Origin of the sequence: Zhihengliuella sp., from assembly GCF_031178195.1 — a bacterium.
Lineage (GTDB): Bacteria > Actinomycetota > Actinomycetes > Actinomycetales > Micrococcaceae > Zhihengliuella.
The window spans coordinates 20,962-46,087 of record NZ_JAPSJL010000006.1; the positions used below are offsets into that span (position 1 = coordinate 20,962).

A 25,126-nucleotide genomic window follows, 5' to 3' on the forward strand; every position below is an offset into this window, starting at 1 on the left:
GTAACGGCATCCGGCGCTCATCTCCACCTCCCCGGCCCGGATCCGTGGAACTGGGTCCCACGGATCCGGGACCGGGTACCGGGCGAGTCAGACCCAGTTCTTGTAGGTGGTGTTCTCCTTCTCGACGAGGGTGAGCACGTCGTAGGTCGCCACGATCTCGTCGTCCTGGTTGTGCAGGACGGCGTCCCACGCGACCTCTCCGTACTCGTCGGTGACGCGGGGCGTGATCCGCTTGGCGGTGAGCGTCACACGCACCGAGTCACCCGCCGCGACGGGCGTGATGAAGCGCAGGTTCTCGAGCCCGTAGTTGGCCAGGACGGGCCCCGGCGCGGGCTCGACGAACAGTCCCGCCGCCCAGGAGACCAGGAGGTAGCCGTGGGCCACCTGGCCCGGGAAGAACGGGTTCGCCTCGGCTGCGGCGGCATCCGTGTGCGCGTAGAAGGTGTCGCCGGTCCTCTCCGCGAAGTCCAGGATGTCCTCCAGCGCCACCGTGCGCAGCCCGGAGGCGAAGCCGTCGCCGACCCGCAGCTCGGCCAGCGATTTCCGGAACGGGTGCGTGTTCTCGGCGCTGCCACCGAACTCCTCGGCGCCGGCGAGACGGCGGTCCGCGCCGGTGTGCCAGACGCCGGTCACGGCCGTCAGCAGGTTCGGCGAGCCCTGGACGGCCGTCCGCTGCATGTGGTGCTTCACGGCGCGGACGCCGCCGAGCTCCTCGCCGCCTCCGGCGCGGCCCGGGCCGCCGTGGACCAGATGCGGCACGGGTGAGCCGTGGCCGGTGGAGCTCTTGGCGGTCTCCCGGTTGAGGATGTGCACGCGGCCGTGGTGCCCGGCGATCCCGAGCGTCAGCCGCCGAGCGGCGTCGGGGTCGTCGGTGCAGACGGTCGCGACCAGCGAGCCCGAGCCGCGGGCGGCGAGCCGGACGGCGTCGTCCAGGTCGGCGTAGCCGAGCACGGAGCTGACCGGGCCGAAGGCCTCGCGCGAGTGGACGGCCTCGGCCTCGACGTCGTCCCAGGTCAGGAGCAGCGGCGACATGAAGGCACCGCCGTCGACCGTGGACTCCGTACCGTCGGCGGTCCGGACCACCGGCGCGTCCAGCGTGCCATAGGCGAGCTCGCCGCCGGCAGCGAGCATGGACTCGACGGCGCCGCGGACGTCGCGGAGCTGCTCGAGGGAGGCGAGGGCGCCCATGGTGACGCCCTCGGCGCGCGGATCTCCGACGACGGCGCGCTGCGCCAGCCGCGCCGAGATCGCCTCGACCACGGCCTGCTCCCGGCCCCTCGGGACGATGGTGCGGCGGATGGCCGTACACTTCTGCCCGGCCTTGACGGTCATCTCGGTGACGACGGCCTTGACGAACGCGTCGAACTCCGGGGTGCCCGGCTCGGCGTCGGGGCCGAGGATGGCCGCGTTGAGCGAGTCGGTCTCCGAGGTGAAGCGGACGCCGCCGCTGACCACGTTGGCGTGGGACTTCAGGCGGTCGGCCGTCTCGGCGGACCCGGTGAAGGAGACCATGTCGCGGTAGTCCAGCGCGTCGAGGAGCTCGCGCGCCGAGCCGGAGACCAGCTGCAGCGAGCCGGCGGGCAGGATGCCGGACTCGACCATGAGGCGGACGCAGGCCTCGGTGAGGTGGCCGGTCGGGGTCGCCGGCTTCACGATGGTCGGCACGCCCGCGATGAAGGCCGGCGCGAACTTCTCCAGCATGCCCCAGACCGGGAAGTTGAAGGCGTTGATCTGCACCGCGACACCGGGGATCGGCGTGTAGACGTGCGTGCCCAGGAACGAGCCGTCGCGCGAGAGCGTCTCCGCCGGGCCGTCGAGGATGACGTTGGAGTTGGGCAGCTCGCGCCGGCCCTTGGAGCTGAACGTGAAGAGGACGCCGATGCCGCCATCGATGTCGACCATCGAGTCGATCTTGGTGGCGCCGGTCCGGTAGGAGATTGCGTAGAGCTCCTCGCGGCGGGCGTTGAGGAACTGCGCCAGCTCCTTCAGCTTCAGGGCCCGCTCGTGGAGGGTGAGCCGGGAGAGCTCGCGCTGGCCGACCGTGCGGGCGTGCTCGACGACGGCGGGGAGGTCCAGGCCCTCCGTGCTGACGCGGGCGAGGACCTCGCCGGTGTTGGCGTCCCGCACCTCCGTGCCGGCGACGTCGTCCGCGGGTGTCCACCACGCGTCCCGGACGTAGCTGGGCACGATCGGCGCTGCTCCCGTGGTCTCCGGCGCGGCGGCCGTCTGTGTTGTCATCCTCGGCGAGTCCTTCCTGAACGATCGGTCAGTAATCATGACCACAGTAGCAGGGATCACAGGACCGGCCCAGAGGTGCCCGGACAGCGAGAGGCCCCCGCGGCCGGACCGGACGGTGCCGGTTCGGCCGCGGGGGCCAGCCACAGGGGCGTCGGGTCGAGCCGCGTCAGCGGGCGGCGCGGATCGCGTTCTCGAGCACGGTCAGCGCGTCGTCGAGCAGCTGCTCGCCGATGACCAGCGGCGGCAGCAGGCGGATGATGTTGCCGTAGGTGCCGCAGGTGAGGATCAGGACGCCCTCGGCGAGGCACGCGGCGGCGATCGCCTTGGTGGCCTCCGGGTCCGGCTCGGTGGTGCCCGGCTTGACCAGTTCGACGGCGAGCATGGCACCGCGGCCGCGGATGTCGCCGATCGGGCCCTCGGAGCCGCCGAGCTCCTCGGCCAGCGCGCGCAGGCGCGGCACGACGACGCCCTCGATGGCGCGGGCGCGGCCGGCCAGGTCGAGCTCGCGCATCACGTCCAGCGTGGCGATGGCCGCGGCGCAGGCCACCGGGTTGCCGCCATACGTGCCGCCGAGACCGCCCGGGTGGACGGCGTCGAGCAGGTCGGCGCGGCCGGTGACGGCCGAGAGCGGCATGCCGCCGGCGATGCCCTTGGCCATGGTGATCAGGTCCGGCACCACGCCCTCGTGCTCGCTGGCGAACCAGGCGCCGGTCCGGCAGAAGCCGGACTGGACCTCGTCGGCGATGAAGACGACGCCGTTCTCGCGCGCCCAGGCGGCGAGCGTCGGCAGGAAGCCCTCCGCCGGGACGATGAAGCCGCCCTCGCCCTGGATCGGCTCGATGAGGATGGCGGCCGTGGACTCGGCGCCGAGCTGCTTCTCGATCTGGCTGATCGCGCGGCGGGCCGCCTGCTCGCCGGTGATCTGCGGGTTCTCCTCGCGGTACGGGTAGCTCATCGGCACCCGGTAGATCTCCGGCGCGAACGGGCCGAAGTTGGACTTGTACGGCATGGTCTTCGCCGTCAGGCCCATCGTGAGGTTGGTGCGGCCGTGGTAGGCATGGTCGAAGACCACGACGCCCTGGCGGCCGGTGGCCAGGCGCGCAACCTTGACGGCGTTCTCGACGGCCTCGGCGCCCGAGTTGAACAGCACGGTGCGCTTCTCGTGGTCGCCCGGCGTCAGGCGCGCCAGTTCCTCGGCGACCTGGATGTAGCCCTCGTAGGGGGTGACCATGAAGCAGGTGTGGGTGAAGTGCGTGGCCTGCTCGCTCACGGCGGCGGCGACGGCGGGCGAGGAGGCGCCCACGTTGGTCACGGCGATGCCGGAGCCCAGGTCGATGAAGGCGTTGCCGTCGACGTCGTTGATGATGCCGCCGTCGGCATCCGCGGCGTAGACGGGCATGCTGGAGCCGACGCCGCCGGCGACGACGGCGGCACGGCGCTGCTGGAGCTCGCGCGAGCGCGGGCCGGGGACCTCGGTGACCAGCTTGCGCTGCTGGGGCAGCCGCGTCTCGAGGTCCGGGAGTGCGGAGGAGGAGGTGAGGGAGGGCGCCATGACTGCCTTCCTTTCGTCGGTACGAGTTCGACGTACGGAGCGGGTCCGTACCGGCCGCGGGATGCCGCGGTGTGCTGATACGACGGTAACGCCGCCGCACGCGACACGTTGCACAGACTTCCGGGTCGCGGTGTGCACTCTGGACACGGGCGCTCCCCGGCGCTCAGTCCCGGGCGGTGTCCCCCACCAGCCGCAGGGCGATCCAGAGATCCGCGCGCAGCTGCGGGTCGTCGAGCGAGCCGCCGAGCGCCTCCTCGATGGTCCGCAACTGGTGCAGCAGGGTGTTCCGGTGGACCGAGAGCTCGGCCGCCGTCTGCCGGCGGTTCCCGTTGTACCCGAGGAAGGTCCGCAGCGTGCCGAGGAGACGGGCCCCCTCCGCTCCCCTCCCGGCGAGCGGCTCCAGCAGCTCTCGAGCCCACGCCCGCCCGGAGTCCGGCGGGAGGAGGCCTGCGACGCCGCCTGCGGCCAGCTCGTCCCGCGACTCGACGGGCCGGTACGCGCTCGCGCGCTCGAGCGCCTCGCGGGCCTCGCGATGACTGGCGGGAGCGTCCCCGAGCGCCGCCGCGCCGCCGACGCCGGCCCGGACGCCGGTCGCCTCGACGATCTCCCGCAGGATCGCGAGGGTCGGCTCGTCGTCGCGGATCAGCACGGCGGTCTCGTCCTCGCCCTGCGGACGATCGCCCGTCGCCGCCCCCCGATCGCTCGTCGCCGCCCCCTGGTCGGCCGGGCTGCCAGCCTGTGCGGTTCCCCGCGGCGCGCCGGGCTCCGCGGTCGCCGGGGACGCGGGCAGCAGCGGACGCCCCGAGCGCCCCGCATGCGCCTCGATGCGGCGGAGCGCCTGCCGCACCCCTGCGGGCTCGCCCCGGAGCCGCACCACGCGGACCCGCGCGTCGGACCGCAGCCAGCCGGGCCCGCCGGCGACACCGAGGACCGCCTCGGCCGCCCGGCCCTGCCCCTCCAGCACCAGATCGACGGCGCTGGCGCGCAGCCGGCGTCGGGACAGCTCCTGCTCGGCCGTCCGCTCGACGTGGAGCGAGAGGAGCGCGACCGCCGTCGCGATGGCGCCCGTGTACTGCCGGTCCGCGGGCCCGGGCAGGAATACGACGAGATAACCGTGCGGCGAGCCGTGCACGCCGAGGGGGTGCACCACCACGGTGCCCCACGGCCCCGACTCGCCGAGGGAGCCGCGCAGCCCGGCCCGGCGGAGCCGGTCGACGAGCTCGCCGAGCCCGCGCCCGGCCGGCAGGGGCGGCCTCCGGCGCGTGGAGGCCTCCAGGATCTCGCCGTCGTCGGTGCAGATCCCGGCCCACGCGTCGCCGAGGAGCCCCCCGAGCGTGCGCAGGATCTCCGCGGTGCCCTCGACGGCGGTCGCCGCCCGGGTGAGCGCGCGCTGGTGGGCGAGCGTGGCCTCGAGCTCGGTGCGCTCCTCCGCGGCCCGGTGCTCGGCCACGACCTGGATGACGCCGAGGAACGGCGTCTGCTCCGGCACGGCGAACAGGCTCAGCCCGGTGCCCCGCACCGCGGCGACCAGCGCGGCAGGGACGCGCTGCCAGCTCAGCCGCTCGCCGATGCCCAGGCCGAGGGCGACGACGCCGCGGTCGGCCAGGCGCTGGACGTACTCCCCCCACGCGGGCGCGTCCGCGGGATCGTCGCCGGGGCTGTTGACGCCGGTGAAGAGGACGACTTCGCCTCCGTTGAGGTAGGGCGTGGGGTCCCGCAGCTCGCTGGTGACCACCCAGCTGACGGCGCGGCCCTCGTCGCCGCGGACCACGGGCTCGAGCGACAGCCGCTCGAGCGCGAGGATCCGGCCGAGGGTGATCACGGCCGGCCCCGCGTGGCGGTCAGCCGCGCCCGCAGCCCGTCCAGCATGGCGGAGAGCGCGACGTCGAAGGCGGCGTCCGCGGCGGCCCCGGCCTCCGCGGGGCGCGCCGCCACCGCGGCGGTGAAGGTCGGGGCCAGGGCGGCGTGCTCGCCGGCGTCGAAGATGTCGGCCGGGGCGGTGGCGTCGTAGGCCGCGCCGAAGACGAGGGACTCGACGGCGACGATGACCTCGACGACCTCCGCCCCCTCCCATCCGGCGGCGCTCAGGCTGCGCGCGACCGTCTCGTACATCCGCAGCGTGTGCGGCGAGTCCGCGACCGAGAGCACGGCGACCACCGGGATCAGGGCCGTCAGCTCCGCGTAGCAGTCCCGGTAGGAGCGCGCCCAGTGCTCCAGCGCCTGGTCCCACGGCAGGCGAGCGAAGGCCGAGCAGTCGATCTCCTGGTTGATCCGGTCCTGGACCCGGATGAGGACCTCGCGCTTGGACGGCATGTGGTTGTAGAGCGCGGAGGCGGAGACGCCCAGCTCGCGGGCCAGCGCCGTCATGGTCAGGTCCGAGAATCCGCGGGAGCTGATGATGCCGATCGCCGTCTCCGTGATGCGTTCGGTGGAGAGGATCGGCTCGGAGGGGCGTCCGCGACGGCGAGGGGCGGTGCGGGCGGACGGCATGTCGGCCTCCTGGTCGGTCGGCGTCCGGGCGGGCCTCCATTCGGCTCGCGCCCGGGCTGGCGGCGTGTCCAGTCGAGTCTAGAGGGAACCCGACCACGTTCCGGTCTTGACGGAACGCCTCGCCATGTCGCCTAATGAATGTAGTTCATTTTACTTTCGAGGAGAACCCATGACCGGACCGGCCACATCGAACCCCAGCGACCCCGACCAGTCGAGCGCCGCGCAGCCGGCAGGCGCACCGACGGCTTCCCAGCGGAAGCTCGGCAGCGAGACGGCGCTCGAGCGCGACGTCGTCGTGGTGGGCGCTGGACCCGCGGGCCTGATGGCCGCGCGCACGCTGAAGGCCGCCGGCAAGTCCGTCGCCGTGCTGGAGGCCCGCGACCGCGTGGGCGGACGCACCTGGTCGCGCGACGTCGACGGCGCGTTCCTGGAGATCGGAGGCCAGTGGGTCTCGCCGGACCAGACGGAGCTGCTGGGCCTGCTGGAGGAGCTCGGCAAGGACACCTACCCGCGCTACCGCGAGGGCGAGTCCGTCTACATCGGCGCCGACGGGCAGCGCCAGACCTACACCGGGTCCATGTTCCCCGCGGATACCGGAACCGTGGCGGAGATGGAACGCCTGATCGGGATCCTCGACGGCCTGGTCGCGGAGATCGGCGCGTCGGAGCCGTGGGCCCACCCGAAGGCGCGCGAACTGGACACCGTCTCCTTCCACCACTGGCTCCGCCAGCAGTCCTCCGACGAGGACGCCTGCAACAACATCGGCATCTTCGTCGCCGGCGGCATGCTGACCAAGCCGGCGCACTCGTTCTCGACCCTGCAGGCCGTGCTGATGGCCGCCTCGGCGGGCTCGTTCTCCAACCTCGTGGACGAGGACTTCATCCTCGACCGCCGGGTGGTCGGCGGCATGCAGTCCGTGTCCGAGGCCATGGCCGCGGAGCTGGGCGACGACGTCGTCTTCCTGAACACCCCGGTGCGGACGATCCGCTGGGGCGGGCCCGAGGACACGTACGCGGAGTACGTGCCGGGCACGCCGGTGACCGTCTGGTCCGACCGCGTGACGGTGGTGGCGCAGGACGTGGTGGTGGCCGTGCCGCCGAACCTGTACTCGCGGATCTCGTTCGAGCCGCCGCTGCCGCGGCTGCAGCACCAGATGCACCAGCACCAGTCCCTCGGCCTGGTCATCAAGGTCCACGCGGTCTACGAGACGCCGTTCTGGCGCGAGGCCGGCCTCTCCGGCACCGGCTTCGGGGCCCAGGAACTGTGCCAGGAGGTCTACGACAACACGAACCACGGCGACACCCGCGGCACCCTGGTGGCGTTTGTCTCCGACGAGAAGGCCGACGCGGTCTTCGCGCTCCCGGCCGAGGAGCGCCGTCGTCTGATCCTCGAGTCGCTGGCCCACTACCTGGGCGACGAGGCCCTCTCCCCGGTGGTCTACTACGAGTCCGACTTCGGATCCGAGGAGTGGACCCGGGGCGCCTACGCCGCCAGCTACGACCTCGGCGGCCTGCACCGCTACGGGGCGCACCAGCGCACTCCCGTGGGCCCGATCCGCTGGGCCTGCTCGGACCTCGCGGCCGAAGGCTACCAGCACGTCGACGGCGCGCTCCGCCAGGGCCGGCTCGCGGCCACGGAGGTCCTCTCGGGTGCCGGCGTCCTCGTCGGCAGCGCGGCGCCCGGCGCGTAGCGCTCAGCCGGCCGGCATCACGGAGGCCCCGCCGATCCCTCGGCGGGGCCTCCGTCCTCTCCTCGGTGCCCGACGCGCGCCGGACGCCGTCAGTCGCGCCAGACGTCCTGGACCACCGGCGGGCCGGAGGCGACCGCCGGTCCCGGCGACGGCCCCCTCGGGCGCTGCCGGGGCCGGGGAGCCCGCGGGCTCAGACGCGGGTGCGGGAGAGTCGTTCGCGGAGGCCGTCCATCACGAGGGCGAGGCCCAGCTCGAACGCCCGCTCGTTGCGGACCCGCCCCGCGGGGCCGGCCTCGAGCAGGCGCCCGAGCGTCTCGGTGGGCCCGGTGGGCTCCCAGATCGCGTCCGGCGCGGCGTAGTCGAGCCCTGAGCCGAGCGCGAAGGCGTCGAGCAGCTGGACCAGCACGAGAACCTCGTCCTCGGGGAAGCCGGCGCGGACGAGGATCGTGGCCTTGCGGTCGTAGGACCCGATGACCCCCTCGTCGCGCACCGTGCTGGTCGCGATGAGCGGCACGGCATGGGGATGCCCCGTGTACATGCGCCGCTCCGCGCGCATCATGGCCTCGATCTCCGCGTCCCACGGGGCGTCGTCGTCGATCTCCTCCTGGTACTGCGCCCACAGGCGGCCGCGGACCAGTTCGATGATCCCGTCCAGGCCGTTCACGTGGTTGTAGAGCGAGGGCGGCTTGACTCCGAGCCGCCGGGCCACGGCATTGAGGCCGAACGGCTCACCCGAATCGATGAGATCGATCGCGGCGTCGGCGATCGTCCGCGGCGAGAGTCGCGACCTCTCGGCCCTGGCCATGCAGCCTCCTCCGTGGGTCCATCGCAGGCCCTCCCTGCGCGCCTCCTAGGCTACCGACTCGACGACCGGCGGCGACCACGACCCCTCGCCGGCAAAATGAATGCTTCCCATTTTTGGTGAGGTGCGTCATACTCGCATAAACTAACGGTATTAGTTACGGAGAAGCCATGATCACCCCATCCACCGACACGCGCCTGCCGCTGCGCCTCGGCACCACCTCGGCGACCTTTCTCATCGGCATCGCCGGCTACCTCGGCGTCAATCTCTCGCCCTACATGATCTCGGCCCTGCAGGACGCCACCGGCCTGCCTTTCCTGTCCGCGGGGTGGGTCGTCACCGGGGTCCTACTGGCGACGGCCTTCGTCGGGCTGGCCGTGGCGCCGCTCTGCGCCGGCCCGCGTCGCCGCGCCGTGGCGGTCAGCGGCCTATCCGTCGGCCTCGTCACGTTCGGGGCGGCCGCCGTCGTCCCGAACGGCGTGGTGATCGTCGCGGGGCTGCTGGTCGGCGGCGCCGGAGTCGGCTGCGCGGTCGCGGCCTCCGGCGCGGCCTTCGCAGCGTTCCGCGACCCGGATCGGATCGCGGGGCTCAACGGGCTCGCGAACCGCGGCGTCATCACGGTCGTGCTTGCGGTCATCCCGGTCCTCGGCGTCGCGCCGATCAACGTCTTCGGCTCCCTCGCCCTCTTCTGCCTCATCGGGCTCGCCCTGGTGCCGAGGCTGCCCGATGCACCCGCTCCGGCGGCCTCGGCCGGCTCGGGCGTCGCCGAGGCCGTGCCCCTGCGCCGGCGCGGCCCCGCCACGGCCGCCGACCGCCGGCTCCTCGCCTCGGGCCTGCTGCTGCTCGTCGTCTTCACACTCTGGGCCGTCAGCGAGGACTCGCTGTGGGCCATGGCCGGCGCCGTCGGCGAGATGCAGACCGGGCTCGGCCCGGCCGGGCTCGGCATCGCCCTGAGCGGGGCCACGGCCGGCGGCCTCCTCGGCTCGATCGCCCTGATGATCATCGGCGACCGTCTGGGCCGGGCAGTGCCACTGGCCGTCCTCCTCGTGGTGGGCAGCGCGCTGAAGGTCGCCACGGCCCTCGTTGCGACGCCGACCGCCTTCATCGTCGTCTTCATCGCCTGGAACACGGTCTACGCGTTGACGTTCATGTACTTCGTCGCGGTCGCCGCCGCCCTGTCCTCCGACGGCCGCTGGTCGGGACCGCTGCTGGCGACCTACCTCGTCGGCTCCGCTCTCACGCCGGTGATCGGCGCCTTCCTCCTCGAGCAGCTCGGCCCGCAGGGATTCACGACCGTCCTCGGTCTGACCAGCCTCGTCCTGGCGGTGCCCACCGTCGCCGTGGCCCACCGCTCGACCCGGGGCGATCGCCGCCGAGCCGATGAGGCACCGGTCCCGGCCGTCGAACCGGAGCGGGTCCCCGCCAACCCGACCGTCTGAAGGGTCCGGCCTCCGGCCGGCCGGCGCTCGGTCCGCTCGACGACCGTTGCACGCGACGCCGTCGATCGACCCGCCCACCCGAGACCTCCCCACCTACTTCTCCCTACTGTCCCCTACCCGCACTACCCACCTATCCCGTCCCACCCGTGCCACCCCGTAGCCGCCGCGCCGAGCCGCCCGACCGCAGACGCTCCCGGCCCACGGGAGCCTCCCCGGGGGCACCCATCCGAAAGGAAACGATGGAACCGACCCTCTACCGCAATGCCAGGATCTTCACCGCCGAGCCAGGGGCCGACCGTCCGACGGCGGATGCCATGTTGGTCCAGGACGGCCGCATCGTGGCCGTCGGCGCTGAGGCGGCGATCGCCGGGCGTGCCGGCACCGGAGCCCCCACCCGGACCATCGACCTCGGCGGACGCGTGGTGGTCCCCGGCTTCGTCGACGCCCACACGCACCTCATGATGATGGGCGAGGCTCTGGGCAAGGTGGAATTGACCTCGGCGCGCACCGTGGAGGAGATCCAGCGCCGCCTGGCCGCGGCCCGCGGGGAGCACCCGTCGGCGGAGCGCCTGCTCGGCCGGGGATGGCTCTTCGACTCGATCCCGGGCGGGGCGCCCACCGCGGCGATGCTCGACGCCGCCGTACCGGACGTGCCGGTCTACCTGGACGCGAACGACCTCCACTCGTGCTGGGTCAACAGCGCCGCGCTGGCGGAGCTGGGCATCACGGACGAGACACCCGACCCCCTCGGTGGCCGGATCGTCCGCGACGCCGACGGGCACGCGACCGGCCTGCTCCTGGAGACCGCCGCCACGCAGACCGTCTGGCCGCTGCTGGAGTCCCGCACCACCGACGAGGACCGCGACGCCGCACTCGAGCGGGCCTTCGAGGCCTACCTCGCCGCCGGGGTCACCGGCGCGGTGGACATGGCGTTCGGCGAGGCCGACCTCGCCGCCGTCGAGCGCGCGATCGACCGGCACGGCGGCCGGCTCCCGATCCGGCTCGCCGCGCACTGGCTCATCGACAACCACGGCGACGCGGAGCAGAACAGCACCCAGCTCCGGCGGGCCGCCGAACTCGCCGGACGGGACTTCGGCGGCTCGTTCCGCGTGGTCGGGGTCAAGTTCATCTCCGACGGCGTCATCGACGCCTGCACCGCCGCGCTCGGAGCGCCGTACACGGACGGGTCCAACGCCGACCCGATCTGGCCGGCGGACGATCTGCGGCCAGCGGTGCTGGAGGCGGACCGGCTGCGGCTGCAGATCGCGATCCACGCCATCGGCGACGCGGCCAGCTCCAACGCCCTCGACGCGCTGGAGGCGGCCGCCGCCGGGAACCCCTCGTGGGACCGCCGGCACCGAATCGAGCACCTGGAGTACGCCGCGGAGGGCACCGCGGAACGGCTCGCGGCGCTGGGGCTGACGGCTTCGATGCAGCCCGTCCACACCGATCCCGCCGTCCGGGCGAACTGGGACGCGATGCTCGGCGCCGATCGCGCCGCCCGTGGATTCGCCTGGCCGGAGTACGAGGCCGCCGGCGCGCTCCTGGCCTTCTCCACCGACGCACCCACGGCCCCGCACGAGGCGCTGGCGAACATGTACGTGGCCACCACGCGGCGGTCGGCGCTGGACCGGTCGCTGGCCGCGGTGGAGCCGCAGTTCGCCCTCTCCCTGGGCAGCGCCATCGGCCACGCCACCCGCGACGCCGCCGCCTCCGTGGGCGACGGCGCGACCCGCGGCCGGCTCGCCCCCGGATACGCGGCCGACTTCGCCGTCCTCGCCGACGACCCGTTCGCCGACGGTCCGGAGGCCCTGCTGGACACGGGCGTAGCCGCGACCTTCGTGGACGGCCGCGAGGTCCACACGGCGGAGCGTGCCGGGGTCTAGTTCGCCACGAGACCTGATCGGCGGGGCGGTCCGCTCGACACCGGAGACGAGAAGGGAAGGCCGCCAGCGCGTGCTGGCGGCCTCCCCTGATGTCGTCCCCGGCGGACCCGGACCCAGTCCGGCCGGGACCCAGCCCGGCCGGGACTCAGCCGAGTTCGGGCGTGCGCGGCGGGACGGTGCGCCGCTCCCCCGTCGCCTCGAAGGCCGCCGCCAGCGTCAGCAGTTCGTTGTCGTCGTAGGCGCGGCCCGCGAACGTCAGGCCGACGGGCATGCCGGTGTCGGCCATCGTCCCCATCGGCACGGTCACCGTGGGGATGCCCAGGTGCCGCGGAACCAGGTTGCCGTTCGCGACCCACACCCCGTTGCGCCAGCCCGCGTCGGCGGATGCCGGGTTCACATCCATGTCCGCCGGCCCCACGTCGGCGACGGCCGGGAACACCACGGCGTCCAGCCCGCGGGCGTCCATCCACTCCTCCAGGTCGCGGCGCCGGGTCTCCTCGAGGCCCCGCACCCCCGCCTCCAGCTCCGGGATCTCGGTCAGGTCCGCCACCGGGTGCTCGGCGGCGTGCCGCGGGTAGGCGGCGATGTCGTCGTCGAACCCGGTGTAACGGTCCGGCAGGGCGCCGGCGGGATGCGGGAAGATGCGCTCTCCGTCCACGTCCGCCAGGCGGTTCAGAGCCGGGTCGCCGTTAGCGCGCAGGAAGTCGTCCCACGCGAAGACGGACAGGTCGACGATCTCCCGCCGGAGGTACTCCGCGCCGACGAGTCCGCGCGTGGCGATGTTCGGCGCGCCGGGCCGGTCGCCCTCGTAGTTCGTGACGGCCGGGAAGTCCACGACGACGACGGTCGCACCCGCCGCCTCCAGATCCGCGCGCGCGGCCTCCCAGAGGTCGATGATGCTCTGCCGGGTCTCGATCGGCTGGCCGGTGGAGCCGCCGATGCCGCGCACCCCTTCGAGGCCGCGGAACAGCGGACCCGTCCCGGCGGCGTCGTCCTGGTTGATGTACATGGCGGGCACGCCGATGGTCCGGCCCGCCAGGGGCGAGACCGACCCGGTGGACGCGCCGCCGTCCGCCAGGGGCGAGACCGACCCGGTGTACGCGCCGCCGTCGTGCCCCTTCCTCGATCCTGTCGCCGCGCCGGCCGCGAGGCCCGGATAGGAGGCCGGCCGGACGGCGGAGGCGGCGGGGATCTCGACCCACGGCTGGCACCGCCAGAAGTCGCCGCGCGTCTCGGCGTCGTCCGCGACGATCACGTCGAGCACCTCCAGCAGATCCGCCATGGTGCGGGTGTGCGGCACGACGACGTCCATGGTGGGCACGAGCGGCCAGTTCCCGCGCATCGAGATGACGCCGCGGGAGGGCGTGTAGGCGCAGAGCGCGTTGTTGGACGCCGGCGCCCGGCCGGAGGACCAGGTCTCCTCCCCGAGCCCGAACGCGGCGAGGCTCGCCGCCGTCGCCGTGCCGGACCCGTTGGAGGATCCGGAGCCGAACGCGGAGGTCAGCCAGTCGGCGCTGTAGGGGCTCTCGGCCCGGCCGTACACGCCGCGCTGCATGCCGCCATTGGCCATCGGCGGCATGTTGGTCAGCCCGAGGAGGATCGCGCCTCCGGCGCGCAGGCGCCCGATCGTGAATGCGTCCCGCTGCGCGACGAGGTGCTCGAAGGCCGGGGAGCCCGAGGCGACGGTGAGACCCCGGGCCATGTAGGAGTCCTTGGCGGTGTACGGGATGCCGTCCAGCGGACCGAGCGTCTCGCCGCGGGTGCGGCGCTCGTCGGAGGCGGCCGCCTCCTCGAGCGCCCGGTCGTTGCGGACGACGACGGCGTTCAGCCGGGGTCCGGCGGCGTCGTACGCGTCGATGCGGGCCAGATAGGCCTCGACCAGGCCCACCGAGGTGACGACGCCGGCCTCCAGATCTGCGCGCAGCCGGGCGATGGACGCCTCGACGACGGGATAATGGCTCATGGTTCTCCTCCTGCGGCGCCGCTGGTCAGGCGCCCACGCGCGGCTGCTGCTGGGTGATGCAGTGGATCGCTCCGCCGCGGTCGATGACGGGCCGGACGGGCACGGTGACGACGCGCCGGCCGGGGTAGGCGTCCGCCAGGATCTCGGCGGCCACGGCGTCGGCGCGCTCGTCGTCGTACCCGCAGGCGATCACGCCGCCGTTGACCACCAGGTGGTTGACGTAGGACCAGTCCACGAAGCCGTCGTCGTCGCGCAGGGTCGCCGGCGCCGGGACGTCGACGATCTCGAACGGCCTCCCGGAGGCGTCCGTCTGCCCGGCGAGGAATTCGCGCAGCTGGCGCGAGACCTCGAAGTCGGGGTGCTCGGGGTTCGTCTGGTGGTGCAGGAGGATCCGGCCCGGCTGAGGCAGCGTGGCGATCATGTCTACGTGGCCGCGCGTCCCGAAGTCCTCGTAGTCGCGGGTCAGCCCGCGCGGGAACCATATCGTGTTGGTGGTCCCGAGCGTGCGGGCCAGCTCGGCCTCGACCAGCTCGCGGGTCGCGTAGGGGTTGCGGCCCGCGTCCAACTGGACGGTCTCCGTGACGAGCACCGTGCCGGCGCCGTCGACGTGGATGGCCCCGCCCTCGTTGACCAGCAGCGACGGGATCCGCTCCGCGCCGGACGCCTCCGCGACGAACGCGCCGATCCGCGCCGACTTGTCCCACTCGGCCCAAGCGGGGGCGCCCCAGCCGTTGAAGATCCAGTCGACGGCGCCGAGAACGCCGGGCCGCTCGTCGTCGACCACGAACGTCGGTCCGACATCGCGCATCCAGAACTCGTCCAGGGGAGCCTCCAGGAGCTCGATGCCGCTGCCGAGGAGGTTCCGGGCCCGTGCCGTCTCGCACGGGTCGACCACCATGGTCACGGGCTCGAACTCCGCGACGGCGTGCGCGACGGCGGTCCAGGCGGCGTACGCCTCGTCGGCCGAGGCGGCGTCGTCGCCGAGCGTGACGCCCGGCCGGGGGAACGCCATCCAGGTGCGCTCGTGCTCGATGGTCTCTGCGGGCATGCGCCAGCTCATGCGGCGGTCTCCATTCGTTCTGGCCGCGGCGCGGTCGCGCCGGGGCGGCGTGCGGGGTCGTTGTAGGGGGCGGTGTAGCGCCACAGGATCGCGTAGACCAGGCCGCCGACCACCGGGGCCAGCAGCGCCGAGAGGTCCGCGCCGCCCAGGGCCGCGGCCACCGGTCCCACGAAGAGGGTCGAGTTCACGAAGAGCAGCGAGACGACGGCGCCGACCACCATCGCCACGACGCCCGGGGCGAAGTAGCCGTGGCGGTACCAGAACTCGCTGCCGGGCCGCTCGTCGTTGAGCGCGCGCCCGTCGTAGCGGTTGCGGCGCAGGACGATGTCCACGGCGTAGATCGCGACGAGGGGCCCGAGGATGCAGACGCTCAGCTCGAGCGCCGCGTTCAGCGTGTCGAGGAAGCTGGGGGCGCCGAAGACCAGCCAGCCGCCGAGCACGGTGGCGACCGTCCCGGTGACGACCACCGTGGTGGCGCGGGGGAGTCGGATGCCGAGGCCCTGGGCGTAGAGGCCCGTGGAGTACGCGACCAGGACGTTGTTGGTGACCGTCCCGAGGAAGACGACGAAGAGGAAGACGGGCGTGAACCAGGCCGGGACGATCTCGCCGATCGTCTGCTGTGGGTCCGTCATGTCGATGGCGGTCGCTGCCAGGACGCCGAGGCCGCCGATGAGGACGGCGGGGATGAATCCGCCCAGGGCGGTCCACCAGATGATGCCGCGCCGTGGCGTCCGCTCCGGGAGGTACCGGGAGTAGTCCGCACCGGTCCCCCAGGACAGCGGTCCGGAGGCCACGATCGCGTAGCCGAGGGCGATCATCGCCCAGCGCTCGCCGGTGGGCAGCTCCGGAGCGGTGTAGCCGAAGTCGGCGGCCGTGAGCACGAAGTAGCCGAGGACCACGAAGGCGAGTGCCAACGCCCCCGAGAAGTACGGGGAGAGCGCCATGATGGTCCCGTGCCCGTAGACGCTGAAGACGAAGCTCAGGAAGGCCACGACGAGCAGGACGCTCCATTCGCCGGCCATGCCGAGCTCGACGCCGAGGTGCGGCAGGAGGGCGAGGGCGGCGAACGTGCCGACGGCAATGTTGATGATCTCGTAGAAGAGGCCGATCAGCACGCCGAGGGCGCCGCCGAAGATGCGGTTGCCGCGGATGCCGAACATGGCGCGCATGATCGTCACGCTCGGAGCGCCGGCGGACGGGCCGCTCACGGCGAGCCAGCCGACGACGGCCCACCAGAGGTTGCCCACCACGGTGACGGCGAGGGCCTCGACCACCGAGAGGCCCAGGAGGACCAGGCCCCCGCCGATCACGAAGTACAGGTACAGGACGTTCGCGCTCATCCAGATCCAGAAGAGCGAGAACGAGGAGCCGCCCCGCTCCTCGGGGGCGATGAAGTCGATGCCGTGGCGCTCGACATGGCCAGGCGCGTTGGCGCTCGCGGCGTCGGTCCGGGGCGGTGCTGCCTGCTCGGTCATGGGATGTCCTCAGCCGTCGTCGACTTATTGATCGCTTGATCAACAACGAATGTGACCGTAACTACACTGGGGGGACCATGTCAAGATCCTCGCGCGCCACGACCGTCCGCAAATCCCCCGCCGAGCGCTCCGCCGAGATCGTCGACGCCGCCGTCGCGCTGGCCCGGCGGGAGGGGCTGTCAGCGGTCAAGCTACGCTCGGTCGCAGCGGCTGCGGCCGTGGCACCCGGCCTCGTCGCCCACTACGTCCCGAGCATGGACGCGCTAGTCGCGACCGCCTTCGAGCGGATCACGCGCGCGGAGCTGGAGGAGGTCCGGGAGATCGTCCTGGCTGCCTCGACGCCGGCCGGAAGCCTCGCCGAACTCCTCGCCACCGTGTTCGACGGCGAGCGCGAGGACGTCTCGCTGGTCTGGGTCGAGGCCTGGACCCTGGGACGGGCCAACGAGGCACTGGCCGCGAGCGTCCGCGAGGTGATGGACGCCTGGCATGCCACGCTGAGCGACATTGTCGCCGCCGGCGCGGAGTCCGGCGACTTCCGGGTCACCGCGCCGAACGAAGCGGCCTGGCACCTGCTTGGCCTCATCGACGGCCTCAGTGCCCAGACGCTCGTCCACTGGCGTCCCGCCTCGCGCCCGGCCGTCCTCGGCGAACTCGTGGAGCGGGTCCTCGGCGCCCGGCCGGGGGCCCTCGCGACACTGACCCCGGACTGACCAGCGACTGGGCAAAGTGCACCGCGGGTCACAATTACGATACTTGTGGTTCGTTAACCTTAATCGTGGGCTAACTCTTCCTGACGCCCTGCTTGGAAGCGTATTCCTACTAGTCAGTAACTCTTAGCGTGGGAAATCCACCCGGCGGACGGCGCCGGGTGGATCGCGAAGGAGTACGAAACGTGAAGAACCTGATCACTCCCATGAAGAACATCACCCGCAACGCGGCAGCCCTCGCGGCCGTCGCCTCCCTGTCCCTGGCGGGCGCCACCGGCGCCGCGGCCACCACGCTGAACACCTCGGTGGACACCGAGGTGGCAGCCGAGGTGGCCGCCACGGTCGCCGCGGAGGCCCAGGCGGACGTCACGGCACAGCTCGATGCCCTCGTCGACTCCGATGTGCTGGACGCCGCTGCGGCCGCGGACATCGCCGCGGACGCGGCAGCCGACGTCGAATCCACGGTCTACGCCGAGCTCGTCGCCGATGCCAGCGTCGACGCCGCGGTGGAAGCCAATCTCGAGTCGGGCGTCGAGGCCGACGTCGATGCGGCGGCGACCGCCGACGCGGACCTCGACACCGACATCGATCTCGAGGTCGTCGCGGACGTCCAGGCCGCACTGACCGCTGCCCTCTCCTAGCGGTCCAGGGGCCGCCAGCGAGTCCGTCACCGGGCCCGGCGGCGGCCCCGCGGAAGGGCGACCGACCGCTCACAGAAGTCCCCGCGCGCCCCGGCACGCGGGGACTTCCGTGCGTCAGGGCCGGGCGCCCGGCGTCCGGTGCGCCAGCTCCCAGGATCGCGTGGTCCGCAGCCTCGCGAGGAAGTCGTCGTCGTGGCTGACCACCACCAGCCCGCCCGCGTAGGCCTCCAGCGCCCCGATGAGCTGGTCCACCGACTCCAGGTCGAGGTTGTTGGTGGGCTCGTCGAGCAGCAGCAGCCGCGGGGCCGGGTCGGCCAGCAGGATGCGGGCCAGGGCCACCCGGAAGCGCTCCCCGCCGGAGAGCTGCCCCACCGGCTGGTCCGCCCGTCCCCCGCGGAAGTGGAAACGGGCCAGACCCGCGCGGACGGCGCCGGGCGCCGCCCCGGGCGCCGCGGACCGCACGTTCTCGAGCACGGTGGCCGCCTCGTCGAGCGCCACCCCGTCGGAACCCGCCCCACCGGATCCCACCCACTCGGATCCAGCCCTCTCAATTCCAGCCCCGTCGCCCCGCTCACCCGTCAGGCGCTGGTGCAGGTACCCCACGGGGACGACGGCGGCGTCGGCGACCTGATGCAGCAGCGTCGTCTTGCCCGACCCGTTGCGACCGGCGACCGCGATCCGCTCCGGGCCGCGGATCGACACGCTCGATTCGGACACCTGCTCCGCAGCCCCGGCTGTTCCGGCCGGGAGATCCGCAGGCCCCACCGGCACCCCGTCGTCGTGCACGACGATCCCGGCCGGCAGCCGCGGCGAAAGCTCGACCAGCGTCCGGCCGGCCGGGACCTCGGTGCCGGGGAGATCGATGGCGATGGCCAGGTCCGCGGGGAGAGACTCACGGGCGTCCTCGAGCCGCTCGCGGGCGGTCACCTCCCGCGCGGCGCGCTGGCTCCGCTGCCGACCCGCGTTCTCCTCGGCCCGGTTGCGGAGGTGGTTCGCGAGGATCTTCGGCATCGAGTCGGCGGCAGCGCGGCCCTGACGGGCGCGCCGGGCGAGCTTGGTCTGGTCCTCGATGCGCTGACGCCTCTCGGCGGACGCCCGCGCCGCCGCCTCGCGGACCCTCCGCTCGGCGAGAGCGCGCTCCGCCTCGACCGCGGCGGCATAGCCGTCCCATGCCCCACCGTGGAGGCGCAGATCGGCCCGGCCCGCAGTCCCGCCACGGACCTCGACGGCCCGGAGCTCGGCGATGGCGTCGACACGCCGGAGGAGCGCGACGTCGTAGCTCACCACCAGCAGTGTGCCCGGCCAACGGTCCACGGCCTCGTGGAAACGGTGGCGGGCGACGCGGTCCAGATTGTTGGTCGGCTCATCCACGACGGCGAGCGCGTCCGGGCCGGCCCCGAACTCGATGCCGGCCAGCCCGACGATCATGGCCTCGCCACCGGAGAGGGTCCCGACGGTGCGGTCGAGGAAGGCCGGCGCGTCGGCGGGCAGCCCGTATCCGGCGAGGAACGCACCGGCGCGCTCCTCGAGGTCCCAGTCGTCGCCGATCGTCTCCAGGTTCTCAGCGAGCCGCTCCTCCCGTCCGGCGAGGACGGCCCGCAGCGCGGTCAGCCGACGCTCGATGCCCAGCAACGAGGCGACGGTCCGGCCGGTGTCCAGTGTCAGGGACTGCGGGAGGTAGAGCGCTGGGCTCGAGCCGTCGGCGCGTCCGGTCTCGCCGGGCGCGTCCGAGCGGGCGATATGCCCGCCGCTGGGGCGGAGCTCGCCGACGATCAGGCGCAGCAGTGCGGTCTTGCCGGTGCCGTTGGGGCCGACGATCCCGACGCGGCCGGTCAGGGTGGCGGTGATCTGGTCGAAGAGCCGCCGACCGTCGGGCCAGCCGAAGGACAGCCGGTTCAGGACGACGGCAGGCCCGGCCGATCGCGGCGGGCCGGCGCGGTGTGGGACGGCGCGGTGTGGGACGGCGTCGTGGACGGAGGTGTGGACGGAGGTGTGGCGTGGATTCTGCATGGCGCTCCTGAGGGAAGAAGATGCGCCATCGGGGTTCCGTGGCGCTCAGCGGAGGGAGCGGGCAGGATCCACTTTCGGTTCCTCACGTCGGGGACAGGTCCGGACCAGTATCATTCGAGTCATTGGGATATGTCAATGGGTGAATCGCGAGGCGCTCCCCGGGCCGGGGCCGCGCTCAGCCCACGCGCAGCGGGGCGCGCGTCGCCGCGGTGAGGACGCCGGCGACGTGCGTGACCAGGACGACCGCCCGGTCGGCGAGCGCCGTCTCCAGATCGCGGATCAGCTCGGATGCCTCGTCCTGGCCGAGGTGCGCGGTGGGCTCGTCGAGGAGCACGACGTCGGCCCGTGCCAGCAGCGCCCGGGCCACGGCGAGGCGCTGGCGCTGCCCGCCGGAGAGCCGGTGGCCGCCCGAGCCGATGGTCGCGTCGAGGCCGGCGGGCTGCGCGCTGAGCCACTCCCCCAGACCGACCCGGTCCAGCACCTCCGTCAGCTCCGCAGCGGTGGGCTGGTCGCGGAGATCGCGGCCCAGACCGAGGTTCCGGCGCACGGTGGAGTCGAAGAGGTGTGCCTCCTGGGGGCACCACGCGACCCGGTCCAGGTCCTCCGGCGTGGCCGCCCGCCAGCCGGCATCGGGCTCGCTCACCTCGAGCTGGCCGGACCACAGCGGGAGGGCGCCGAGGAGCGCGGCGAGCACCGTCGACTTCCCGGATCCCGAGGGCCCCTGCAGGACGGCCCACCGCCCGGGCGTCGCCTGGAGGTCGAGGTCCTCGACGACGGCGGTCCCGGGCTCCCAGCCGAGGGTCGCGCCGCGGAGGCGGAGGCCTCCGAGCCGCTCCGCGTCGGCCTCGCTTTCGGAGCCGGTTCCGGTACATGGCCCGACCGACCGGACCGGCGCTTCGGAGCGGGCGGACGAGCCGGCGAGGACGTCGCCCAGCCGGTCGAGGCCGTCGCCGAGCTGACGGGCCCGCTGCGCGGAGGAGGCCGCTTGAGCGATGGGCTCGCCGAGGGCAAGCAGCAGGAGGGCGGCGATGGCGGCCTGCTCGCCGGTGGAGGGCGCCCCGCCGAGAGCCGGGAGCACGAGCGCCAGGACGGCCGCCGTAGAACTGATCAGGGCCGCACCGCCGACGGCGAGCCCGCCGGTGCGGGCGGAGGCGCGGAGCCGGAGCGTCTGCCGGCGATCCAGCTCAGCGAAGTCGGCGATGGCGCGCTCCCGCGTGGCGTTCCCGGCGAGGTCGTCGGCGGCCCGCAGCAGGCGCGGCACGCGGTCCCCCAGCCACGCCTGATGCGCGGCGATGCGGGACCCGGTGCTGCGCTCGGACGCCACGACGGCCAGCGGCAGGACGACGAAGCCCACGATGCCCAGGGCCAGCGCGACGCCGAGGGCGGAGGGCACCCAGAGCGCGAAGGCACCGCAGGCCAGCAGCCAGGTGACCACGGCGGCGACGGGCGGCACGACGACGCGCGGCAGGGAGTCGCGCACGTCGTCGACCCGCTGGACCAGCAGGGCGAGGGCGCCGCCGCCGCGGGTGATCGGCCCCCACCAGCGCGGGTCGGCGGCGAGCGCCTCCCAGAGGCGTTCGCGCAGCCGGCCGGCCCACCCCAGGAGGGCGTCGTGAACGGCGAGCTGCTCCAGGTAGTGCAGCAGCGCCCGGCCGATGCCGAAGAACCGCACACCGACCACGGCGACCATCAGGTGAAGCATCGGCGGCTGGTAGCTCGCGTTGACGATCAGCCAGCCGGAGACGCCGCTGAGCGCCGCCCCGAAGGCGACCGCCGCGGCGGCGTAGAGGAGGCCAGTGGCCATGCCCCAGCGGCCGAGCCACGGGAGCCCCCGCAGCACGGTCCGCCACGGGCGAGGCCTGCGGCGCGCTGCTCCGGTAGCGGCGGCCTCGCGAGGTGTCGGTCGAGCACCGTCGCGGCCGCCAGGGGTCATTCGAGCACGGTCGCCGCCGCGAGATGCCAACTGAGCACCTGGAACGGGGTCGGCCTCGTGCTGGAGTGGAACCTCGCGCACGGGCTCGTGCTGAATCGACATCTCGCGCATCAAGCGGTGTTGATGTGAAACCTCGCGTACGGGCCCGTGCTGGCGCGGCATGTCACGGGTGCCGGAGAGCGTGACGACGAAGGATGCCTCGGGATCGTCCGCCGCAGCCGACACGTACTCGACCGCGGGCACACCCGTCGGCTCTGCGTCGGGTGTGCCCGTCGGCTCGACCCTGGGCGCCGCTGCGCTCCCGGGATCGTCGGCCCCGGCGCGCCGGTCGCGCAGCTGCGCTGCGAGGGTGCGGTCGTGCGTCGCGACCAGGAGGGCGACCCGTGGACGCCTGCCCGGGGACACGACGGTGCGTCCGGTGGGCCCCGCGGTCGAGCCGGCGGGCGGCGCGGCCAGACCGGCGAGCGCGGCGCGGACGGCCCGGGCCGACTCGGCATCGAGATGCGCCGTTGGCTCGTCGGCAACCAAGAGCCATGCGTCCGCCCCGGAGGGCCTCCCCGGCCTGGATCCCTCGGCGGTGTCACTCTCGCCGGAGCCCCGCCCGACGAGGCTCGCCGTGCCCTTCTCCGCGTCGGTGCGGGCCCACTCGATCCGGGCCAGCGCCCGGGCCACCGCCAGCCGGCGCAGCTCCCCCGGACTCATGGTCTGCGGCGCCCGCTCGCCGTACCCCTCCAGCCGGACGCGCTCCAGCAGCCGGGCCGCCGGCCCGGGCTCCAGCGGGCGGCCGGCAGCGAGCTCGAGCTCGGCCGCCACGGTCGGCTCGGTGAAGCGCGGGTGCTGCGGGATGTAGGCCGCGGGCACGGAGCGCTCGAGTACCCCGGCCATCGCGGCGCCGGGCGGCAGCAGCCCCAGGACGGCCTTCAGGATCGTGGACTTCCCCGACCCGCTGGCCGAGTCCAGCACGCGCACGTCGCCGGCGCGCAGGCGCAGGTCGGGTGCGGCGACGGTGGCGCCGCCGTCGTACCGGATCTCCAGTCCCGAGAGCACGACGGCGTCCACGGGACCGCCGTGCGTGGCCGCCCCGCCACCGGGGGCGGCTGCATCGCCGGAACGGCCCGGCACGATGGCGGGGCCTGCGCCGGAGGGCGTGCCGGTCTCCCTGCCGGTGCCCGGGCCGGAGGCGTCCACGAGCACCCTGGCCCGGCGCAGGGCCTCCGCGCCGTCCTCGGATGCGTGGAAGGCGTTGCCGACCTCGCGCAGCGGCAGGTAGCACTCGGGTGCGAGGATCAGCGCGAGCAGGCCGGCCTCGAGTGCCATGTCGCCGTGGACGAGGCGGACGCCGATGAACACGGCGACGAGGGCCACGGAGAGCGTGGCGATGAGCTCCAGCGCAAGGCCGGAGAGGAACGCGGTGCGCAGGGTGCCGAGGGTGGCGCGGCGGTAGTCGTCGGAGACCTTCCCGAGCGCGCCGCCGCGGCCGGAGGCGCGGCGGAGGCCGATGAGCGCCGGCAGGCCCTGGGCCAGCTCCAGCAGGTGGGCGCTGAGCCGGGCCAGGCCGTCGGCGGCCGTGGCGATGCGGTCCTGGGTGTGCAGCCCGATGAGGATCATGAAGACCGGGATGAGCGGGATGGTCAGGACGATCACGAGCGCCGAGACCCAGTCGGCGAAGAGAATCCGGATGCCGACGACCAGCGGGACCACCGGCGCCGCCGCCAGGGCCGGGAGGAACTTGGCGTAGTAGCCGTCGAGCCCGTCGAGCCCGCGCGTGGCCAGGCCAGCGAGCTCGCCGGATGGGAGCTGGGTAGACGGGAGCTGGGTGGAATCTGCGGGACCGGGGGCCCTACCGGAGCCGCTGCCAGCCGGGGTGCGGGCAGCGGAGACGCCAGCAGCGGGGCCCCGGCCCGCGGCGGTCCCGCCGCGCAGGCCGACGGCCAGCAGGTCGGCGCGCAGCCGCTCCTTGGCGCCGAGACCGGCCCGGCCGGCGAGGGCCTGGCCCGCCCAGACGGCTCCTGCCCGCAGCACCGCGCCGACCAGCCCGAGCCACAGCGTGCGGGGCACGTCCAGCCCTCCCCCGGCGGCCAGCGCGGCGATCCCGCCCGCGACCGCCTCGGCGATGAGGATCAGCCCGATCGCCTTGAGCGCCGCCAGGCCCGCCAGACCGGCGAGGACGCGCCGCGTCCCCGGCGCGTCCGGCAGCTCGGGCCTCATCGGACGATCGTCCGCACCGGGTGCGGCGCCGGGATGTGCCGCTCGCTCAGCCGCCGGCGGAACACCCAGTACGTCCACGCCTGGTAGGCCAGCACCAGGGGGATCCCGAACGCCGCGACCACGCTCATCACCCCGAGCGTGTAGGGCGTGGAGGACGCGTTCTGCACGGTCAGGTCGAAGGCCGGGTCCAGCGTCGACGGCAGCACCACCGGGTACGCGGAGACGAAGATCGCGGCGATGCCGGAGAGCAGGAACGCGCCGAGGCCGATGAACGTCCAGCCCTCCCGCCCGGCCCGGGCGGCGGCCCAGGCGCCGGCCAGGACGACGACGGCCGTCGCGAGCAGCGCCCAGCCGACCGGCTTGCCGTGCCCGGCGACCACGACGGCGGCCCAGGCGGCCAGGGGCACCGCGAAGGCGGGCAGCGCACGCCGCAGGACGCGCCCGGTGCGGCGGCGGATGTCGCCGTCGGTCTTCAGGGACAGGAACGCGAGCGCGTGGACCAGGCAGAAGCCGACGGCGCCGAGACCGCCCAGGACGGCGTAGCCGTTGAACCACGCGAACGCGCCGCCCACCCGGTCGCCGTTGGCGTTCAGCGGCAGACCCGTCGTCGTCAGGGTCAGCATCGCGCCGATGCCGAACGCGGCGACGTAGCTGCCGGCGCAGAGTGCCCAGGTCCAGAGGCTGCGGGCAAGATCCGTGTGCGCCTTGCCGCGGTACTCTAACGCCACGGCGCGGAAGATGAGGGCCAGCAGGACCAGCACCAGCGGCACGTACAGCGCGGAGAAGAGCGAGGCGTACCAGTACGGGAAGGCGGCGAACGTCGCGCCGCCGGCCGTGAGCAGCCAGACCTCGTTGCCGTCCCAGACGGGGCCGATCGTGTTGATGAGGACGCGGCGCTGGTCCTCGCGGCGGGCGAAACCGCGCAGGAGCATGCCGACGCCGAGGTCGAATCCCTCGAGGAAGAGGTAGCCCGCCCAGAGGACCGCGATCAGGATGAACCAGAGCGTCGGGAGGAATTCCATGGTGTCCGTC

The 25,126-nt window shown here is 73.7% G+C and carries 16 protein-coding genes; 5 read left to right on the forward strand and 11 right to left on the reverse strand.

The genetic code is table 11. From position 1 onward, the window contains the following. Window positions 1–87: 87 nt before the first annotated feature. The 4 genes from paaZ to RIN46_RS09785 all read right to left on the reverse strand — a co-directional run bounded on the left by paaZ (window position 88) and on the right by RIN46_RS09785 (window position 6,280). Window positions 88–2,238 (reverse strand): phenylacetic acid degradation bifunctional protein PaaZ, encoded by a 2,151-nt coding sequence (paaZ, locus tag RIN46_RS09770; RefSeq protein ID WP_309082228.1) that lies wholly within the window; start codon window positions 2,236–2,238, stop codon window positions 88–90. Window positions 2,239–2,404: 166 nt separating this feature from the next. After that, entirely contained in the window at window positions 2,405–3,790 is a 1,386-nt protein-coding gene (gene gabT, locus RIN46_RS09775; RefSeq protein ID WP_309082227.1) for a 4-aminobutyrate--2-oxoglutarate transaminase, read from the reverse strand. A 163-nt stretch (window positions 3,791–3,953) separates the two neighbouring features. After that, a complete protein-coding gene (locus RIN46_RS09780; protein ID WP_309082226.1) occupies window positions 3,954–5,612 on the reverse strand; it encodes a PucR family transcriptional regulator in 1,659 nt (552 codons plus the stop codon). After that, window positions 5,609–6,280 (reverse strand): helix-turn-helix domain-containing protein, encoded by a 672-nt coding sequence (locus RIN46_RS09785; RefSeq protein WP_309082225.1) that lies wholly within the window; start codon window positions 6,278–6,280, stop codon window positions 5,609–5,611. The genes RIN46_RS09780 and RIN46_RS09785 overlap by 4 nt, the downstream gene beginning before the upstream one ends. Before the next feature lie 169 nt (window positions 6,281–6,449). On the opposite strand from RIN46_RS09785, the gene RIN46_RS09790 reads away from it, so the two are divergent. Next, window positions 6,450–7,970: an FAD-dependent oxidoreductase gene (locus RIN46_RS09790; protein WP_309082224.1), complete on the forward strand. Its 1,521-nt coding sequence runs from the start codon at window positions 6,450–6,452 to the stop codon at window positions 7,968–7,970. Window positions 7,971–8,160: 190 nt separating this feature from the next. Here RIN46_RS09790 and RIN46_RS09795 read toward each other — a convergent pair whose 3' ends face one another. Next, window positions 8,161–8,775, reverse strand: a complete 615-nt coding sequence (locus tag RIN46_RS09795) for a TetR/AcrR family transcriptional regulator C-terminal domain-containing protein (protein ID WP_309082223.1) — start codon at window positions 8,773–8,775, stop codon at window positions 8,161–8,163. A gap of 167 nt (window positions 8,776–8,942) precedes the next feature. On the opposite strand from RIN46_RS09795, the gene RIN46_RS09800 reads away from it, so the two are divergent. Both RIN46_RS09800 and RIN46_RS09805 read left to right on the forward strand, forming a co-directional pair. After that, window positions 8,943–10,211 (forward strand): MFS transporter, encoded by a 1,269-nt coding sequence (locus RIN46_RS09800; protein WP_309082222.1) that lies wholly within the window; start codon window positions 8,943–8,945, stop codon window positions 10,209–10,211. 239 nt (window positions 10,212–10,450) lie between these two features. After that, window positions 10,451–12,097, forward strand: a complete 1,647-nt coding sequence (locus tag RIN46_RS09805; RefSeq protein ID WP_309082221.1) for an amidohydrolase — start codon at window positions 10,451–10,453, stop codon at window positions 12,095–12,097. A 145-nt stretch (window positions 12,098–12,242) separates the two neighbouring features. Here the strand turns inward: RIN46_RS09805 and RIN46_RS09810 are convergent, their stop codons facing one another. From RIN46_RS09810 to RIN46_RS09820, 3 genes are read right to left on the reverse strand one after another with little or no spacing between them, the layout of a single operon-like run. After that, window positions 12,243–14,060 carry an amidase gene (locus tag RIN46_RS09810; RefSeq protein ID WP_309082220.1) on the reverse strand — a complete coding sequence of 606 codons (1,818 nt, stop codon included), beginning with the start codon at window positions 14,058–14,060 and terminating at the stop codon, window positions 12,243–12,245. Window positions 14,061–14,085: 25 nt separating this feature from the next. Then, entirely contained in the window at window positions 14,086–15,120 is a 1,035-nt protein-coding gene (locus RIN46_RS09815; protein ID WP_309109460.1) for an agmatine deiminase family protein, read from the reverse strand. Beyond that, the gene (locus RIN46_RS09820) at window positions 15,117–16,595 is read right to left on the reverse strand and encodes a cytosine permease (protein WP_309081045.1); all 1,479 of its coding nucleotides are present in this window, start codon (window positions 16,593–16,595) and stop codon (window positions 15,117–15,119) included. Before RIN46_RS09820 ends, RIN46_RS09815 begins: the two co-directional genes overlap by 4 nt. A gap of 77 nt (window positions 16,596–16,672) precedes the next feature. On the opposite strand from RIN46_RS09820, the gene RIN46_RS09825 reads away from it, so the two are divergent. Further along, window positions 16,673–17,305, forward strand: coding sequence for a TetR family transcriptional regulator C-terminal domain-containing protein (locus RIN46_RS09825; protein WP_309081044.1), 633 nt, complete (start codon window positions 16,673–16,675; stop codon window positions 17,303–17,305). Window positions 17,306–17,487: 182 nt separating this feature from the next. After that, window positions 17,488–17,943, forward strand: coding sequence for a hypothetical protein (locus RIN46_RS09830; RefSeq protein WP_309081043.1), 456 nt, complete (start codon window positions 17,488–17,490; stop codon window positions 17,941–17,943). Window positions 17,944–18,057: 114 nt separating this feature from the next. Here RIN46_RS09830 and RIN46_RS09835 read toward each other — a convergent pair whose 3' ends face one another. The 3 genes from RIN46_RS09835 to cydB form a co-directional block, all read right to left on the reverse strand. Next, the gene (locus RIN46_RS09835; protein ID WP_309081042.1) at window positions 18,058–19,953 is read right to left on the reverse strand and encodes an ATP-binding cassette domain-containing protein; all 1,896 of its coding nucleotides are present in this window, start codon (window positions 19,951–19,953) and stop codon (window positions 18,058–18,060) included. Between the two features lie 175 nt (window positions 19,954–20,128). Beyond that, window positions 20,129–24,094: a thiol reductant ABC exporter subunit CydC gene (gene cydC, locus RIN46_RS09840; RefSeq protein ID WP_309081041.1), complete on the reverse strand. Its 3,966-nt coding sequence runs from the start codon at window positions 24,092–24,094 to the stop codon at window positions 20,129–20,131. Next, window positions 24,091–25,116, reverse strand: a complete 1,026-nt coding sequence (gene cydB / locus RIN46_RS09845) for a cytochrome d ubiquinol oxidase subunit II (protein ID WP_309081040.1) — start codon at window positions 25,114–25,116, stop codon at window positions 24,091–24,093. Before cydB ends, cydC begins: the two co-directional genes overlap by 4 nt. Between the last annotated feature and the right edge of the window lie 10 nt (window positions 25,117–25,126).